A 16,323-nucleotide genomic window follows, 5' to 3' on the forward strand; every position below is an offset into this window, starting at 1 on the left:
ATGCCAACCCTGATGGTGCAGGGGTGCACCTCCGACGCGGGTAAAAGTACCCTTGTCGCTGGGCTGTGCCGCGTCTTCAAACGACGCGGCCTAACGGTTGCGCCATTCAAACCTCAGAACATGGCCTTGAACAGCGCGGTGACACCCGACGGCGGTGAAATCGGGCGGGCGCAAGCCTTGCAGGCGCAAGCGGCGGGCATTGCGCCTTCCGTCCACATGAACCCGGTGCTACTCAAACCAAATACCGATACGGGGGCGCAAGTCATCTTGCAAGGCCATTCCATTGGCAACCTCGAAGCCCTCGATTACCACAGTTACAAACCCAAAGCTGCCGCTGCGGTGTTTGATTCCTACGCCCGTTTGTGTGCCGAATACCCCTATATCATGGTGGAAGGCGCGGGTAGCCCTGCCGAAATCAATTTGCGCGAAGGCGATATTGCCAATATGGGCTTTGCGGAACGTGCTGATTGCCCGGTGATTTTGATTGCTGACATCGACAAAGGTGGCGTATTCGCGCATCTGGTCGGTACGCTGGCTTTGTTATCGGCAAGTGAGCAGGCGCGGGTGCAAGGTTTCGTCATTAACCGTTTTCGCGGCGATATTGCCTTGCTGCAAGGTGGGCTGGACTGGCTGGAAGCCTACACCGGTAAGCCTGTGCTGGGCGTATTGCCATACTTACACGGGTTGCATCTGGATGCGGAAGACGCGGTGCCAGAAAATGCAGTGAATGCCGGGAAATTCCGCGTCATTGCTCCCCTGCTTCCGCACATCAGCAACCATACCGATTTTGAGCCGTTGCGGCTGCACCCGCAGGTGGATTTCCGTTATGTTCGGCATCTGGAAAGCATTCCCGCCGCTGACTTGATACTTTTGCCGGGCAGCAAAAACGTCGGGTTTGATCTGGCGTGGTTGCGCTCCCAAGGTTGGGAAGCCGCAATCCAGCAGCACTTACGCTACGGCGGCAAAGTGATCGGTATTTGTGGCGGAATGCAAATGTTGGGGCACAGTATCCATGACCCGCACGGCATTGAAGGCGCACCCAGCAGCCATAAAGGTTTGGGTTTACTCGACCTTGAAACCACCTTGCAACCCGAAAAACAACTCACCAACCGAGTGGGGGTGTTGGGACTGATGCCAAGAGAGGGCGTATGCAATACGCCCCTACGGGGATATGAAATCCATTGTGGTATCAGCACCGGGGCAGCATTAGCCACCCCTGCGGTGTATCTGGAGGGGCAGCCGGATGGCGCAATCTCGGCGGATGGACAGCTCTTTGCGACTTACCTGCACGGCTTGTTTGATTCGCCGCAAGCCTTGCAAGCGTTGCTGGAATGGGCAGGTCTGTCTGTGGCGCAAACCCTTGACATCAATGCTGTGCGTGAACAGCAACTGGAGCGCCTCGCGGATACGTTGGAAGCGCATTTGGATATGTCCGCCATTCACCACCTGCTGACACCATGCGCTTAATCCTTGCCCCAATGGAAGGTGTGATGGATCACACCATGCGTGACTTGCTGACCCGCGTGGGTGGTTACGAACGCTGCGTGACCGAATTCGTGCGGGTGGTGGATCGGCAATTACCCCCGCGTGTGTTTTACCGTACTTGCCCCGAATTATACCACGGCGGTAAAACTTCAGCAGGAACACCGGTTTACGTGCAACTCCTTGGTGGCGACCCTGAAAGCATGGCACTCAATGCGCAAGTGCTGGAACGCTTGGATGCACCCGGTATCGACATCAATTTTGGTTGCCCTTCTAAAACCGTCAACAAAAGCGATGGCGGTTCGGTGCTGTTGCGCGAACCTGAGCGGGTGCATGACATTATCAAAGCGGTGCGGACAGCGGTTAGCTCGCATATCCCAGTAACCGCCAAAATTCGCCTCGGTTTTAAGGACAGTAGCCTGTTTGAAGACATTGCGCTGGGGGTGGAGGCGGCCGGAGCAACCGAGTTGTGTATCCACGCCCGTACCAAGCAGCACGGTTACTTGCCCCCGGCCTACTGGGCAGAAATCGGCAAGGTAAAACCCAAGCTCAGTATCCCGGTGATTGCCAACGGCGAAATTTGGTCAGCCGCGAATGCTAGCCAAGCGCAAGCCGAAAGCGGTTGTACCGATTTGATGCTGGGGCGCGGTGCGTTAAGTTTCCCTGATTTGGCGCGAGTCATCCACGCCCAACAGGCTGGGGAAGCTTATACCCCGTTGCCGTGGGCAGAGATTTTGCCGCTGGTAGTGCAATACGCCGGAGAGCTTGAGCAACGTGCGCCGAAATACGCCGCCAGTTTCATCAAGCAATGGTTTACCTATTTGCGTCGCCAATACCCTGAAGCGGAAAGCCTTTTCCAGCAGATAAAACGCATGAAATTACCCGATGAGATCAAGGCCGCGCTGTTGCTGTACTGTTACTAAGCTGTTACTGCTATAATTTGACGCTCTTTAACCTTGCGGGTATGTTCCATTAAATAGATTAATCTTTGGTCGTATTTAATCGTTACAATGAAATAAAGGGGCGCAAGCATGGATAAGAAAGTGTTTTTTATTAAACGCTTAAATGATCATGTTCAGTATTTGAGCAAGATGAAGGGGCGTTTGGATGGTTTGAATCAATTTGAGCCATGCAACTGTCAGCAGTGCGCTTTAGGCGGCTGGTTGTACGGCGAAGGGCTGAGTGAAGTTAAACCTTATGGGGCTGTCATGGAGGATTTGTTTCAAGCATTATTTATCCCTCATGAACGTTTTCATCAGTCCAGTGATGAAGCGTTATGTTGCCAAATGGCTGGGGATGAGCTGGGTACGCGTCGCGCGTTGACCGAAATGCATCAACTCTCGAACACACTGGTTATGCTGTTGTTAAAAATGGACAATATTTCAGGTAAAACTGACTTACTGTTGTCTGCTGAATGTTCATAATCGACATGCCTAATTAAGGATTTAACCGATGGAAAAGAAAGCATTTTTTTTGAAGCGACTCAATGATCACATACAATATTTACGGCGCATGAAAGGGCGGTTGGATGGTGTTAATCAGTTTGAGCCAACCACCTGCCACATGTGTGTATTAGGCGATTGGTTGTACGGTGAGGGGCAACGCGAAGCCAATGAATACGGTGAAACCATGTTGGCCTTATTTAATGCGTTGTTAGTGCCACATGAACGCTTCCATCAAGCGAGTGAAGAGGCGTTACGTTGCCAACAAGCGGGTGATGAAGTGGGAATGCAACGTGCTTTTACGGAGGTGCATACCCTTTCCAATACTTTGGTAACAATCTTATTGCAGATGGATGGTCTATCAGGCAAAGTCAAATACCAACCCGCTATTGCAGAATGCTCATGACTGATACTGATAAAAACACTCGCCATCAAGCCCGTATGGCTCGTAAAAAAGCCGTGATTGACGCCAGCATTGCGCGTGCGGATCAGGAAAAAGGCTTGCTGCTGGTGTTGACCGGCAATGGGAAGGGCAAATCCAGTTCGGCGTTTGGCATGGTGGGGCGTTCATTGGGGCATGGCATGAAGGTGGGCGTTTGCCAGTTCCTCAAAAGCCGTACCGATACTGGGGAGGAGGCATTTTTCAGCCGAGATCCCAAGGTGGAATGGCATGTGCTAGGTGATGGTTTTACCTGGGAAACGCAGAACCGTGAGCAGGATATTGCGACCTCGCAACGTGGCTGGGTGGTGGCGCAGCGGATGCTAGCCGATCCTAGTTACGCGATGGTAGTGCTGGATGAGCTGACCTATCTGCTGAATTATGGCTATCTGGATGCCGATCAGGTGCTGGATGACATCGCCGCCCGCCCAGCGATGCAGCATGTGGTAGTCACCGGGCGAGCAGCCAGCGAAGCCTTGCGTGACCTCGCTGACACCGTGTCAGAGATTGCCGATGTGAAACACGCTTACCGTGATGGCATCATGGCTCAAAAGGGCGTTGACCTTTAGTCGGTTGATTAGCCTAACAATTCTTTCATGAACTGTGGTAGGGCTGCACTACCTTGATGAATACCAGCGTTGTAATATTTGGTCGGGAAGCCCAGTTTTTCAGCTGCGGCTTGCCGGGCAAATTCAACGTTGCCCGCTTTCGCCGCAATCGTGCAGCTCCACCAGCCCGTTGGGTAACTCACCAGTTGGAACTGATGTAGTTTTGTATCACTAAAACCCGCTTTGCGCATGGTGTCGTGCATGGGTTTGATGATCTTTTCGGCGTGAACCAGCGGCGATTCGCTTTGCTGTACCAGTAAGCCGTTTTCGCCCAATGCACGCCAGCAGCCACGGAAGAATTCTTCGCTGTACAACACAGCGCCGGGGCCTACCGGGTCGGTGCTGTCTACGATCAACACATCCAGCGAACCGGGTTCGGCATTATTGATCCACGCAATCCCGTCTTCAAACGCCAGCGTAGCACGCGGGTCATTATTGGATTCGCACAATTCCGGGAAGAACATTTCGCTGACGCGGGTCACGCGCTCGTCGATGTCGATCTGGATGGCAGATTCGACTTCCGGGTGACGCAACACTTCACGCAAGGTGCCGCAGTCGCCGCCGCCGATAATGCACACGCGCTTGGGCGCGGGATGGCTGAACATGACGGGGTGTGCCATCATTTCGTGGTAAACGAAGTTGTCGCGGGTTGTCACCATGGTGCAACCATCGAGCGTCATCAGTTTGCCGAAGGTTTTGGTGTCGTAAATTTCCAGCTTTTGGAACGGGGTTTGTTCTTCATGAATTTTGCCCGCGTCAGTTAATTCCAGCCCGAAAATCGTGCCGGAGTCGGATAATTCAGTAAACCAGTTAGGGTTGGATGTCATGGCAGTGCCTGTTGATTGATCACATAAAGGCGCTATGATGCCACAAGCCCGAAGTTTGTAGAATGTCTGTTTAGTGAAACACAGGTGCTTCGCCAGACAGACTTAAGCCCTCTGCCCAGAAAAAGCTGTTGCCCTCTTCCGGGCGGTTGAGTAGGACCATTAAGACGACCCATTTAAGGCGGTCGAGATTAAAGTCTTCATCCTGTAATTCCAGCACGCGGTCAAGGATCTGTTCCCGAGCTTCGGTGCTAATGACGCCTGCGTGCTCCAGAAAGATCAGGTAGCCTTGGCATTCGCCATCCAGCCAGTAGCGTTCCTGCGGGGAAAAAATCCGGGTCGTGGAACAGCGGTAGGTGACTTCTACCCGTTCGGCGGTATCGCCCAGGCTTTCCAGCCAGTCGAACGCACGGGTAATTTCGCTGTTCAGGAAACCAGCATCCTGCAAATAGCCATGCATGGAGGCACGGTCTTCCGGCAGGTTGTCACCCATGTCGGGATAATTATCAAAAAGGTAGAAGAGAACGTCTAACGTATTTTCTTTCATCAGTTTCCAGTTCCTGACCCCAATCGCATGTAATGACCACCACCACACGCTGCTACAAGGTTATGCAGTTCAAGCATAAGGAGAATGGATGAAACTGCGTCAGCGGTCAAGCCTGTATTCAGGATAATCCGGTCTATCGGTAGTGGTTCGTAGCCCAACGCATCAAGTACTTGGGCATATTCAGGATCAAAGGTATCGTTGTCCAGTAAGCCATTACCGGCTGTCAGTACCAGTTGTCCCTGAGTGGTAGCGGGGGCTTTATCTTGTTGTAACCAAACATTTAACTGTGGTGCAATTTCTTCCAAAATATCGTTGGCGGTTTCGACTAATTTTGCACCTTGGCGAATTAAATGGTGGCAGCCGCGTGCTAGCGGGTTGTGGATCGAGCCGGGAATGGCGAACACTTCGCGGCCTTGTTCCATCGCGTGGCGTGCCGTCACTAGTGTGCCGCTTTGCAGGGCGGCTTCCACAATCAATACCCCGAAGCTCATGCCGCTGATAATGCGGTTGCGGCGCGGGAAATGCTGCGGGTGGGCGGGAATGCCGATGGGGAATTCGGAGACGATACAGCCTTGCGTGGTAATACGTTCCGCCAGTTTGCGGTTGCGCAGCGGGTACATAATGTCGAGGCCGTTGCCGACCACGGCAATGGTATTGCCCCCGGCTTCCAGCGCGGCTTCGTGGCTGTAGGCGTCGATGCCCACCGCGAGGCCGCTGGTGACGGTGAGGCCATTGGTGGCGAAATGCGCAGCGAAGGCACGCGCGTTTTCCTTGCCGCCTTGGGTGGGGTTGCGGCTGCCGACCATGCCGATTTGCGGGTCATTGAGCAGATCCGCGTTGCCGAAGGCAAACAGCACGGGCGGCGCGGTGCGGATGCGTTTCAGCAGGTTGGGGTAACGGCTGTCCTCGGGAACGAGGATGTGGTGCTGGTCGGATGCTTCCTGCCAGCGCCAGTCGGGGTCGGCGGCCTCCTGCGGTAGGGCGCGGTAGGCGGCAATGCCTTCCTTTTTCAAGCCTGCTTCGAGCAAGGCGGTCTCGGAAACGCGTAAGGCTTCTGCTGCCCCGCCGAAATGTTCCACGATGCGGCGCAGGCTGCTGGGGCCCATGCCTTTGGCACGCCAGAAATGCAGGCGGGCGCGGCGTTCTGAATCAGTGAGCATGAATAAAGCGTTCCGTGGTGATGAGCCTGCATTTTCCGCCAGCGGTGGGCATGGATGCAAACAAATCCGCTAGCCTGTGGTGTTGCCTGCCTTGTCCGTTGACGAGTACCACGCTGGTCATACCTCCTTTGTACCCATTCCTATGCTCCGTCATGCTTATTGCAGCTCCCGTGCCGAATTGGTACAACAGTCAGATGATAGCAACTAACCCTGATACTCACTTATTGATTGACCGCTTCGGGCGGCAAGTGACTTACGTGCGCCTGTCGGTGACTGACCGTTGTGATTTGCGCTGCGTGTATTGCATGTCCGAAGACATGACTTTCGTGCCGCGTGAGCAATTGTTGACGCTGGAGGAAATGTTTCGGCTCGGCAAAGCCTTCGTGGCCATGGGCGTGGATAAACTCCGCATCACCGGGGGTGAGCCGTTGGTACGGCGCAATATCCTCAAACTGTTTCAGGATTTGGGGCAACTGGACGGTTTGCGTGACCTGACCCTGACCACTAACGGTACGCAGCTTGCGCGTTACGCCAAAGATCTGAAAGCCGCAGGCGTTACCCGTATCAATATCAGCCTCGATACCCTCAACCCGGAACGTTTCCGTGCCCTGACCCGCTTGGGTGACATTACTAAAGTACTGGAAGGGATTGATGCGGCATTAGCGGCGGGTTTCCAACGCATTAAACTCAACGCCGTTATCCTGAAGCACCGTAACCACGACGAAGTACTGGATTTGGTGAATTTCGCCCACCAGCGCGGCATGGACATGACCTTCATCGAAGAAATGCCGCTGGGCGTGATTGGTGATCACGACCGCGCTGAAGCTTTCTATTCCAGCGATGCAATCTTGCGGGATTTGCGCCAAGGCATGGTGCTGGAGGAAAGTGCTGCTCAGACTGGCGGCCCCGCACGCTATTTCCAGCGTGAAGGTAGCGATTACCGAGTGGGGTTCATTTCGCCGCATAGCCACAATTTCTGTGATACCTGCAACCGGGTACGGGTCACGGCGGAAGGGCGTTTATTGTTGTGTTTGGGGCAGGAACATTCGCTGGATTTACGCCGGGTGTTACGCGCTCACCCGACGGATGATGGCAAGGTGCGTGAGGCCTTGCTTGAGTCGATGGCGATCAAGCCGCAGGGGCATGAATTCAATCTACAGGCTGCCCAGCCGATGATTTTCCGCCACATGAGCGCCACCGGCGGCTAGGTTTATAAGAGCCAGTCCTTCGGTATTTCCCCTGCCAGCGGTGCAACCGTGAATTCGCGGGCATCTTCCCCCGGTCGGGCACTGTTGCAGACCACTTCCGGCGCGTGTTTGCCTTGGCTGTAACGGGCGGCAATTTGTGCCGCCAGTTGCAAATCGTCATCGCTGATATGGTCGCCATCCAGCAGGGTTAAGGGGCCGCCGTGGCTGGCAGTCTTGATCCAGGTAAACTGGTTTTTGTAGCCTTCGAGGAAATTGGTTTCACCTTCTTCACGCGACACGATCATTTTGAAATGCGGGCGGGGGCGTACATGCCGCCCGATTTTCAGCAGCATAATGTCGTCGAGTTCGTAATCGCGGCTGGGGCGGTGCGCCCACAAGTCTTTGAGTTTACCGGTGTAATTGGCATCGGTGAGGAAGCAGCAGCCGCCCGCAGGTTGTGCGTATTCTTCAATACCCCATTGGTTGGCTAGCGCCATTTGTGGCTTGCGGCTGCGCCCGTTGAAACCGTAGAGTTGCTCGCGGTTGATCCAACCCTCGCGTTCCGGCTTGGTGGGCGGCAGGTTGCGGGCAGACAGCGGGCGTAACAGCAAATCCTCCGCGCCGGATTCGGCGGCAATGATCGGCATGGTTTTGGCGCGTTGCGACATGGGGCGTTGCCCCACCACTTCGCCGGTGATGATGAAATCGAAGCCTTTTTGCTGAATCCACTCGTGCGCTTTTTTCACCATGAAAATCTTGCAGTCGAGGCAAGGGTTCATGTTCGCGCCGTAGCCGTATTTGGGGTTGAGCACCACGTCTTTGTATTCTTCGACAATATCGACGATGTGCAGCTTGATGCCGAGCTGTTCCGCCACCCACAGCGAGTTATTGCGCTTGGTTTTTTCACTGTGCTGCTTGCGGATCGCGTGGGTATGGCCTTCCACACAAAAGCCGGTGTAAAAGTTGATGCCTTCGACGTGGATGCCTTGCTCCTGCACGGCTTTGGTGGCAAGCATCGAATCAAGGCCGCCAGAAATCAGGGAAACGGCGCGGTATTGTCGGGTCATGACGGTCACTAACTGGTTGGGGATGCGTCAGTATACGCTATTTGTGGCGTGCTGTTGAAAGATGCCTGCGTCGCGGTTCTTCATGACGTTTTCCCACGAAAATATCTGCCCATTCATGGCGATATAAACGCCTGCCGGGAGCAGTTGCACCCCGGTGACGGCACAACCTAGATTAAACAGCGCGTCGGAATGGCTCACGGTATAAGGAATCATTGCGCCTGACAGCACGATGGTTTTGCTGCTTATGTGCTTGCCCAAAACTTCGGCGGTTGCCGCCATCGTATCCGTGCCGTGGGTAATGATGATGTGAGTGGCGGGGCAGCGTTGGCAGCGTTGCAGAATGTTGGCGCGGTCTTGGTCATTCATCTCCAAACTGTCTTTTAGCGACAGGGTTTCTACCGCTATATCCAGCGTACAGCGGCCTCGGGCGAGCATGGCGGGAATGCTGGTCTGGTCGAATACCAGTTCGCCCGTGAGGGGGTTGTACACTTTGTCGAGCGTGCCGCCGGTGATGAAGAGTTGGATTTGCATGGAAGTCCTTCTGGAGTGGTTGTGCTGAGTGCTCTTTTGCCGGGCTGCGAGTATAGCATGACGTGGTTTAGCATCTGCCCCACCAGAAAGCCCCGATTTCCTACCGCACATTCGGTTAGAGTGCTGAATGAGACAGCAGCTTGCAGTATACTTGCCAACTTTCAGGCATAAACGTAAAAGCAAGTAAGTTATGGCTAACTATGACCTTTCCACCTTTCAAGGGTTGATCCTCGCACTGCAAGATTACTGGGCGCAGCAAGGTTGCGTCATCATGCAACCGTATGACATGGAAATGGGTGCGGGAACCTTCCACCCGGCAACTTTCCTGCGTTCCATCGGCCCAGAGCCGTGGCGTGCCGCGTATGTGCAGCCCTCGCGCCGCCCTACGGATGGGCGTTATGGCGAAAACCCCAACCGTTTGCAGCATTATTACCAGTTTCAGGTATTGCTGAAGCCGTCGCCGGACAATATTCAGGACTTGTACCTCGGTTCCCTGCAAATGCTCGGTTTCGACCCGCTGGTGCATGACATCCGCTTCGTGGAAGACAACTGGGAATCCCCCACGCTGGGCGCATGGGGTCTGGGTTGGGAAGTGTGGTTGAACGGCATGGAAGTGACCCAGTTCACCTATTTCCAGCAAGTCGGCGGGCTGGATTGCAAACCCGTGAGTGGCGAGATCACCTACGGTCTGGAACGCCTCGCGATGTACATGCAAAACGTGCAAAGCGTCTACGATCTGGTGTGGACGAAAGGCCCGCAAGGGGTGGTGACTTACGGCGATGTGTACCATCAGAATGAAGTCGAGCAGTCCACCTACAACTTCGAGCACGCCAATGTGGCAGAGCTGTTCCACACCTTTGACGTGTGCGAACGCGAAAGCCAGCGTCTGATCGAAGCCGGATTGCCTTTGCCTGCTTATGAACAAATGCTCAAAGCCTCGCACACCTTCAACCTGCTGGATGCGCGTAAAGCCATTTCCGTGACCGAACGCCAGCGCTTCATCTTGCGGGTACGCACCCTGTCGCGGGCGATTGCCGAAGCTTATTACAACGTCCGTGAAGCCTTGGGCTTCCCGATGCTGCCCGCAGGAGAAAAATAATGAACCACGATTTGCACGATTTATTGGTGGAAATTGGCACGGAAGAGCTGCCACCCAAAGCCCTGAAAAAACTCTCCGACGCTTTTACAGCGGGTATTGTTGCTGGCCTCGCAGACGCTGGTCTGGCAGCCGAGGACTTCTACGCTTACGCTGCGCCGCGCCGTTTGGCCGTGTGGTTGAAAGGCGTGCCCAAGCAACAAGCGGATCAAATCATAGAACGCAAAGGCCCTGCCTTGGCAGCAGCGTTTGACAAGGAAGGCAACCCCAGCAAAGCAGCGGAAGGTTTCGCACGCTCCTGTGGTGTGGCATTCGCTGACTTGCAACAGATTGAAACCGACAAAGGCGGCTGGCTGATCTTCCGCCAGCAACAGGTCGGGCAACAAACCACGGCTTTGTTCGCCGCTATCGTCGAAAAGTCCCTCGCGGCCTTGCCTATCCCGAAGCGGATGCGTTGGGGCAGTGGCACGGCTGAATTCGTGCGCCCGATCCATTGGATTGTGATGCTGGCGGATAGCGAAGTGATCGACGCGACGATTATGGGCATTCCCACCGGGCGCGAAACCCGTGGACACCGTTTCCATGCCCCGGCTGCGTTGGCGATTACCTCGCCTGCTGATTACGCGGTGCAATTGGGCGAAGCCTACGTGGTGGCACGCTTTGATGCACGTCGCACCATGATTCAAGGCAAGGTTGAAACCCTCGCGGCGGAACTCGGCGGCAAAGCGGTCATGCCGGAAGATTTGCTGGATGAAGTCACTGCGCTGGTCGAATGGCCTGTGCCCGTCGCGGGTCGCTTTGAGGAACGCTTCCTCGATGTGCCGCAAGAAGCGCTGATTTCTACCATGCAGGATAACCAGAAATACTTCGCATTGGTGGGCGCGGATGGCAAGCTGATGCCGAATTTCATCACGGTTGCCAATATCGAAAGCCGCGATGTTGCGCAGATTTCCACGGGTAACGAGCGCGTGATTCGTCCGCGTTTCAGCGATGCCGAATTCTTCTGGAATCAGGACAAGAAAACCCCGCTGGAAAGCCGCCGCGAACAGCTCAAGAAAATGGTGTTCCAGCAAAAGCTCGGCACTTTGTACGACAAGTCTGAGCGCGTGGCTTTGCTGGCGGCGGAAATTGCCAAGCAGATGGGCGGCGATGAAGCCCTCGCTATCCGCGCTGCCCAGCTTGGCAAGTGTGACCTTGTGACCAATATGGTGTTTGAATTCACCGAACTGCAAGGCACGATGGGGCGCTATTACGCCCAGCAAGATGGCGAACCTGCTGACGTTGCCAGCGCGATGGAAGAGCAGTACATGCCGCGCTTTGCTGGCGACGATCTGCCGCACACTGCCACCGGGCGCATTTTGGCGTTGGCGGAACGGCTCGACACCTTGACCGGCATTTTCGGTATCGGTCAGAAACCAACCGGTGCGAAAGACCCGTTTGCATTACGCCGTGCTGCGCTGGGTGTGTTACGTATCCTGATTGAGCTGCAATTGCCGCTGGATTTGGCTGACTTGCTGGATAAAGCTGCTGAAGGTTTCACTGCCCAACTCGGTAGCAAGCCGGACACGCAGGAAGCGCTGGATTACATCCTCGAACGCTTACGCGCTTACTATCAGGAACAGGGCATCGGTGCGGAATTGGTCGAAGCGGTTGCTTCCCTCAAGCCAACCCACCCCTTGGATTTCGATCATCGGGTCAAAGCGGTGGCGGCCTTCCGCCAGTTGAGTGCCTCCGAAAGTTTGGCAGCGGCCAACAAGCGCATCGGCAATATCCTGAAAAAAGTCGAGGGCAATTTGCCGGACGGCGTGAATGCGGGTTTGTTGCAGTTGGAGGCGGAGCGTGTTCTGGCGAGTGCGGTGCAGTATCAGGAAAACAAGGTCATGCCGTTGTTCGCGGCGGGCGAATACGAAGCAGCCCTGTTGTCGCTGGCTGAATTGCGTGAGCCGGTCGACAAGTTCTTCGATGATGTCATGGTTATGGCTGACGATGTGGCGTTGAAAAACAACCGCCTCGCATTGCTGAACCAGATGCGTGGCTTGTTCCTGCGCGTGGCGGATTTGTCGGTGCTGTAACAGCACAATAGTGGGGTTTGCATGGTGCTTCCATCCCGTTTGCTGGGGATGCTTCCGGCATTGTTTGTATTGTTGTGGAGCACCGGCTTTATCGGCGCAAAGTACGGGCTGCCATATGCCGACCCGCTGGCTTTTCTGGTGGCGCGTTATGCTCTGGTTATTGTCGCCCTCTCCTTATTGGCGTGGGTGGGCAAAGCGGTTTGGATAACCAATTCTACACAGTTACTGCACTTGGCTATCGCGGGTTTGTTGTTGCAAGCTACGTATCTGGGTGGGGTGTTTATCGCCATTAGCCACGGCTTGCCTGCGGGTTTGGCCAGTTTGCTGGTGGGATTGCAGCCGCTGTTAACCGCGCTGCTGGCAGGTATATTACTGGGTGAAACAGTGGGTAAATACCAGTGGTTGGGGATTGCAACGGGCTTGCTCGGTGTGGTGTTGGTGCTGGCACAAAAAGCAGGAGTGGCCACGGCGCACAACCTCAGTTGGTACGAGGTAACGCCCGCATTGTTTGCCTTGCTGGGGATTACCTTTGGAACCTTGTATCAGAAACGTTTTTGCCCGCATTTTGATTTGCGCACGGGTTCCGTGGTGCAATTTGTTCCCTCATTAATCATCACTGCATTATTAGTCCCTGTCATGGGGGAATGGCATATTGAGTGGACGGGGCATTTCCTGTTTGCTTTGGGTTGGCAGGTGATTGTGTTGTCTTTGGGGGCGATCAGTTTGCTCAACTTGCTGATTCGTCAGCAAGGGGCGATCAATATTACCAGCTTGTTTTACCTGACACCTGCTGTCACTACGTTGATTGCGTGGGTGTTATTTGATGAGGTGTTAACGTTGCAGCAATGGCTGGGGATGGCGTTGACTATGTTGGGGGTTTGGCTGGTACGGCGTAACCCCCTCGCGAAAGCAGTATCACGGTAGAGACGCAATAGCTTGCGTCTCTACGTCGTTTTTAGTGGCTAGCCAAATTCTGCCGTCGGGGTGCGCACGGCATCCAGACGGTAGGGCGTTGGGTCAATGCGTGGGGTTTTGCCCAGCATTGTGTCGGTGAGCAGGTCTACTGAGGCCAGCGCCATGGTGACGCCGTAACGGTAATGCCCGGCATTCACGTATAGCCCGGCAATTTCCGGGTGTTCGCCGATATACGGCACGCCATTCGGGGAGCCGGGACGCAAGCCTGCCCAATGGTTGTTGATGGGTAAGTCACGTAACGCTGGCATCATCTGGTAGGCCGTTTCCCGCAAGGTTTCTTTGGCGGCCTCAGTCGTGCGCTTGTCAAAATCGTTCATTTCTAGGGTGGAGCCACACAGGATGCGCCCGTCTTGGCGTGGAATCAGGTAAGTGCCTTCGTGCAGCACAATACGGTTCAGTAAGCCTTTTGCGCCGCGAAACAGGATCATTTGCCCCAGCACCGGGCGTATATTGACGTTCAGCGCTTGCATTTCTGGGAACAAACCCGTCCATGCCCCCGTGGTGAGGATCACCTTGTTGGAGTGGAATACTTCCTCACCTAAACGTACACCGGTTACTTTCCCATCGGTCGTTTCCAGCCCCGTTACGGGATAATGTTCGGCAATCTCAATGGGCAGTAGGCGTAAGCTTGTGCGTAAGGCATCAGCAATGCGCGGGTTGCGGACTTGCGCAATGTCGGGCATGAACATGCCGCGTTCAAAGTGTTGCGCCAGTTGCGGTTCGCAGGTGTGAAGGGCAGGCGCTGAGGTGAGGTGTTGCAACTCATACCCCCACGTGTTCGCCCAAGCTTGTGCACTGGCATACTCGTTATCATCAGTGAAAACCAGACCTGAGGAGCGCCATTGTGGGTCAATACCGGTTTCATCTTGAAGGGCGTTGCAGAGTGCGGGGTAACGTTGTTGGCTATATTGGGCGAGACGCGAAATCTCGTCAGGGTAACGCCACGGATATAGAGGGGAGAGAATACCCCCACCCGCCCATGTGGATTCTTTGCCCAATTCACCTTGGTCGATGATCATCACTTTGAGGCCAGCTTCGTGCAGGGAACGGGCAGTTAGCATACCCAGTATGCCACCGCCGACAATAATTGCGTCTTTCATGCATCATCTCAACATCAGGGGGCTTAAAGTATACGGAGACGCGGCGCGGTCATCCAGCCATGAATGACCGCTGGGGCGGTTTATTGCAGGGTGGTGTTCTGCACGGGCATGTCTTCAAGCAAGGGTGGAGCAGGTGTGCTGAGACGTTGCTTGATGTTTTTCCAGAGTGGCTGGGCTGCTAACAGGCTTATTTTGTGGTGGCTATTGGCCTTGTCTACGGCAGTACTTAGGGTTTGGATACAACCTTTACAGTCGTCAGTACGACAATGGGTGGTCAATTTGCCGAAGGTTTCCCAGCCACCCAGTTCAGCATATTGTGGGACAGTAGCAGCGATGCGGGCAAATTCACCGCGCCGGAAATAAAACAAGCAGGGAATTGTGCGCAGCGGATCGGGGTAGCCGGAGTTTAGCCCGGCAATATCGCGCATTAAGGTGAAAGCCCGTTCCCACTGCCGCAGGGCGCACAGTCCCACGGCCATCAGGTGTCCGATCGTGGTGTCGTAAGGGTTTACTTGACGGGCTGTTTCAATTTCCACTTGCCCCATCTCGTAGTCGCCCCGGTGGAAGCATTCCAGTGCAAAAATACTGTGCGCCAAGGCATTGCCGGGGTTGAGTTCCAGCGCCCGTAAGGCCAAACGGTGCCATTGGTTTGTCAGTAAGGTTTTGGTTGAGCCACGAAACATGTAGGCATACAAGCAGAGCACTGCGTAGTGCAGGTGGGCTAGTGCATCGTCATGGTAGCGTTGGGTGCGGGTTTGGCAGGCATCCATAAACGTTTGGAGGTTGGTTTCGCCAGCATTGTCTTGAATAAACGCTACATGTTCGACCAGTACCTGATAATGGCTGGGTATTGTGCCATGGGTTTTCCAATAACGGCTCCAGTACGCCATGGCTACACCACGATGTAGGCTAAAGGTTTCCTGTATCAATTGGCTGAAAATGGTTTCCAGCGTCTGTTGGGTATGGTGCGCTGGTAGAGGGGCACTATCTGACCATACGACTTCGTGGGTTAAGGTGTGGAAGAGGGCAAAGCGAATATCAAAGCCGTTGGGCACGATTTCAGCAGTGCATTGCAACAAGAATTCGGCTTGATGTTGGCGCCATGCGATGTCTAGTTCATCACCTTGTGGCGTTTTGGTTGGGCTGATACGTGCTAGCGCAATCCGTACTTCGCGGAAATTCCCCATCACCATCGGTAATATTGAACGCATGTTGTAGACTAAGCCACGCAAGCTGTCATCGCGTATGAGGGCTGTATCAGGGTAACAAATGTGTACTTTTGGCCCGAGAGATTGAATGCTTTTAGGGCCGAAGTGTTGTACGACGAGCGGCTCTGACTTGGCCATACTGTCAAAAACGGGTTGGTAACTGCCACTCGGTAGGATAATCCTGATCTTGCTGTCTTTCCCTTCCGTAGCGTAATAGGTTTCTAGTAATTTACGCACCCGCCCAGCCTCGACACGCACCGCAGGGCTGTCAGTGGGGCAAAAGTCGTCTGGCTTACCAAGGGCTTCAATGGCAATGCCATATTGTGTGATTTTCTCACCGCGTCCAGCTAATGTTTCAGCAACGATGTAGGTAAGAAAATTACATGCCTGTTTTTTACCATCTAATAGTCTGCTGGCTAATATTTGGCTAAGCTCGTTTTCAATAAAATCTTTTTCTTCCATAAAATATCTTTTCTTCTTAATAAAAACAGCTAGTTCCCGCAAGGATATTACCAAATTATGAATTGCCAATAGTTGCATGAAAGTAATACGGCCAACAAGCTGTGAATTTGTAACATTCTGTAC

16 protein-coding genes are annotated in these 16,323 nt (G+C 54.2%); 9 read left to right on the forward strand and 7 right to left on the reverse strand.

Going from position 1 to position 16,323, the window contains the following annotated elements; all coding sequences use genetic code 11:
* The 5 genes from Q394_RS0106225 (at position 1) to cobO (ending at position 3,932) form a co-directional block, all read left to right on the forward strand.
* Complete coding sequence (locus tag Q394_RS0106225) at positions 1-1,467, forward strand: cobyric acid synthase (protein WP_028488516.1); 1,467 nt, start codon at positions 1-3, stop codon at positions 1,465-1,467.
* Positions 1,458-2,405 carry a tRNA-dihydrouridine synthase gene (locus Q394_RS0106230; protein ID WP_028488517.1) on the forward strand — a complete coding sequence of 316 codons (948 nt, stop codon included), beginning with the start codon at positions 1,458-1,460 and terminating at the stop codon, positions 2,403-2,405. Before Q394_RS0106225 ends, Q394_RS0106230 begins: the two co-directional genes overlap by 10 nt.
* A 108-nt stretch (positions 2,406-2,513) precedes the next feature.
* Positions 2,514-2,906, forward strand: coding sequence for a CZB domain-containing protein (locus Q394_RS0106235; RefSeq protein WP_028488518.1), 393 nt, complete (start codon positions 2,514-2,516; stop codon positions 2,904-2,906).
* A gap of 28 nt (positions 2,907-2,934) precedes the next feature.
* Positions 2,935-3,330: a CZB domain-containing protein gene (locus Q394_RS19325; RefSeq protein WP_051542926.1), complete on the forward strand. Its 396-nt coding sequence runs from the start codon at positions 2,935-2,937 to the stop codon at positions 3,328-3,330.
* Complete coding sequence (cobO, locus tag Q394_RS0106245) at positions 3,327-3,932, forward strand: cob(I)yrinic acid a,c-diamide adenosyltransferase (RefSeq protein WP_028488519.1); 606 nt, start codon at positions 3,327-3,329, stop codon at positions 3,930-3,932. The genes Q394_RS19325 and cobO overlap by 4 nt, the downstream gene beginning before the upstream one ends.
* Positions 3,933-3,940: 8 nt before the next feature.
* Here the strand turns inward: cobO and speE are convergent, their stop codons facing one another.
* From speE to dprA, 3 genes are all read right to left on the reverse strand, one after another.
* On the reverse strand, positions 3,941-4,798 hold the full coding sequence (speE, locus tag Q394_RS0106250) for a polyamine aminopropyltransferase (protein ID WP_028488520.1): 858 nt from the start codon (positions 4,796-4,798) through the stop codon (positions 3,941-3,943).
* A 70-nt stretch (positions 4,799-4,868) separates the two neighbouring features.
* Positions 4,869-5,342, reverse strand: a complete 474-nt coding sequence (locus Q394_RS0106255) for a Smg family protein (protein WP_028488521.1) — start codon at positions 5,340-5,342, stop codon at positions 4,869-4,871.
* Complete coding sequence (dprA, locus tag Q394_RS0106260; protein ID WP_028488522.1) at positions 5,342-6,502, reverse strand: DNA-processing protein DprA; 1,161 nt, start codon at positions 6,500-6,502, stop codon at positions 5,342-5,344. Before dprA ends, Q394_RS0106255 begins: the two co-directional genes overlap by 1 nt.
* A 194-nt stretch (positions 6,503-6,696) precedes the next feature.
* Here dprA and moaA point away from each other — a divergent pair, with 194 nt between their 5' ends.
* Positions 6,697-7,710 carry a GTP 3',8-cyclase MoaA gene (gene moaA, locus Q394_RS0106265; RefSeq protein WP_028488523.1) on the forward strand — a complete coding sequence of 338 codons (1,014 nt, stop codon included), beginning with the start codon at positions 6,697-6,699 and terminating at the stop codon, positions 7,708-7,710.
* A 2-nt stretch (positions 7,711-7,712) separates the two neighbouring features.
* Here the strand turns inward: moaA and Q394_RS0106270 are convergent, their stop codons facing one another.
* Together Q394_RS0106270 and Q394_RS0106275 are read right to left on the reverse strand one after the other, a co-directional pair.
* Positions 7,713-8,756 carry a tRNA (5-methylaminomethyl-2-thiouridylate)-methyltransferase gene (locus Q394_RS0106270; protein ID WP_028488524.1) on the reverse strand — a complete coding sequence of 348 codons (1,044 nt, stop codon included), beginning with the start codon at positions 8,754-8,756 and terminating at the stop codon, positions 7,713-7,715.
* Between the two features lie 27 nt (positions 8,757-8,783).
* Complete coding sequence (locus tag Q394_RS0106275) at positions 8,784-9,287, reverse strand: asparaginase domain-containing protein (RefSeq protein ID WP_028488525.1); 504 nt, start codon at positions 9,285-9,287, stop codon at positions 8,784-8,786.
* Between the two features lie 190 nt (positions 9,288-9,477).
* Here Q394_RS0106275 and glyQ point away from each other — a divergent pair, with 190 nt between their 5' ends.
* Genes glyQ through Q394_RS0106290 form a run of 3 tightly spaced genes read left to right on the forward strand, consistent with a single transcriptional unit; the run spans position 9,478 to position 13,379 of the window.
* The gene (gene glyQ / locus Q394_RS0106280) at positions 9,478-10,386 is read left to right on the forward strand and encodes a glycine--tRNA ligase subunit alpha (RefSeq protein ID WP_028488526.1); all 909 of its coding nucleotides are present in this window, start codon (positions 9,478-9,480) and stop codon (positions 10,384-10,386) included.
* A complete protein-coding gene (gene glyS / locus Q394_RS0106285; protein ID WP_028488527.1) occupies positions 10,386-12,455 on the forward strand; it encodes a glycine--tRNA ligase subunit beta in 2,070 nt (689 codons plus the stop codon). Before glyQ ends, glyS begins: the two co-directional genes overlap by 1 nt.
* Positions 12,456-12,476: 21 nt before the next feature.
* A complete protein-coding gene (locus tag Q394_RS0106290; RefSeq protein ID WP_028488528.1) occupies positions 12,477-13,379 on the forward strand; it encodes a DMT family transporter in 903 nt (300 codons plus the stop codon).
* 38 nt (positions 13,380-13,417) lie between these two features.
* Here the strand turns inward: Q394_RS0106290 and thiO are convergent, their stop codons facing one another.
* The gene (gene thiO, locus Q394_RS0106295; protein WP_028488529.1) at positions 13,418-14,530 is read right to left on the reverse strand and encodes a glycine oxidase ThiO; all 1,113 of its coding nucleotides are present in this window, start codon (positions 14,528-14,530) and stop codon (positions 13,418-13,420) included.
* An 80-nt stretch (positions 14,531-14,610) separates the two neighbouring features.
* Entirely contained in the window at positions 14,611-16,200 is a 1,590-nt protein-coding gene (locus Q394_RS19330) for a tetratricopeptide repeat protein (protein WP_051542929.1), read from the reverse strand.
* Positions 16,201-16,323 lie beyond the last annotated feature (123 nt).

Origin of the sequence: Thiothrix lacustris DSM 21227 (assembly GCF_000621325.1) — a bacterium.
Lineage (GTDB): Bacteria > Pseudomonadota > Gammaproteobacteria > Thiotrichales > Thiotrichaceae > Thiothrix > Thiothrix lacustris.

Excerpts from the sequence above, each read along its gene's own strand:
- Q394_RS0106225 (WP_028488516.1), top strand. The coding sequence starts at position 1 with ATGCCAACCCTGATGGTGCAGGGGTGCACCTCCGACGCGGGTAAAAGT.
- Q394_RS0106230 (WP_028488517.1), top strand. The coding sequence starts at position 1,458 with ATGCGCTTAATCCTTGCCCCAATGGAAGGTGTGATGGATCACACCATG.
- Q394_RS0106235 (WP_028488518.1), top strand. The coding sequence starts at position 2,514 with ATGGATAAGAAAGTGTTTTTTATTAAACGCTTAAATGATCATGTTCAG.
- Q394_RS19325 (WP_051542926.1), top strand. The coding sequence starts at position 2,935 with ATGGAAAAGAAAGCATTTTTTTTGAAGCGACTCAATGATCACATACAA.
- cobO (WP_028488519.1), top strand. The coding sequence starts at position 3,327 with ATGACTGATACTGATAAAAACACTCGCCATCAAGCCCGTATGGCTCGT.
- speE (WP_028488520.1), bottom strand. The coding sequence starts at position 4,798 with ATGACATCCAACCCTAACTGGTTTACTGAATTATCCGACTCCGGCACG.
- Q394_RS0106255 (WP_028488521.1), bottom strand. The coding sequence starts at position 5,342 with ATGAAAGAAAATACGTTAGACGTTCTCTTCTACCTTTTTGATAATTAT.
- dprA (WP_028488522.1), bottom strand. The coding sequence starts at position 6,502 with ATGCTCACTGATTCAGAACGCCGCGCCCGCCTGCATTTCTGGCGTGCC.
- moaA (WP_028488523.1), top strand. The coding sequence starts at position 6,697 with ATGATAGCAACTAACCCTGATACTCACTTATTGATTGACCGCTTCGGG.
- Q394_RS0106270 (WP_028488524.1), bottom strand. The coding sequence starts at position 8,756 with ATGACCCGACAATACCGCGCCGTTTCCCTGATTTCTGGCGGCCTTGAT.
- Q394_RS0106275 (WP_028488525.1), bottom strand. The coding sequence starts at position 9,287 with ATGCAAATCCAACTCTTCATCACCGGCGGCACGCTCGACAAAGTGTAC.
- glyQ (WP_028488526.1), top strand. The coding sequence starts at position 9,478 with ATGGCTAACTATGACCTTTCCACCTTTCAAGGGTTGATCCTCGCACTG.
- glyS (WP_028488527.1), top strand. The coding sequence starts at position 10,386 with ATGAACCACGATTTGCACGATTTATTGGTGGAAATTGGCACGGAAGAG.
- Q394_RS0106290 (WP_028488528.1), top strand. The coding sequence starts at position 12,477 with ATGGTGCTTCCATCCCGTTTGCTGGGGATGCTTCCGGCATTGTTTGTA.
- thiO (WP_028488529.1), bottom strand. The coding sequence starts at position 14,530 with ATGAAAGACGCAATTATTGTCGGCGGTGGCATACTGGGTATGCTAACT.
- Q394_RS19330 (WP_051542929.1), bottom strand. The coding sequence starts at position 16,200 with ATGGAAGAAAAAGATTTTATTGAAAACGAGCTTAGCCAAATATTAGCC.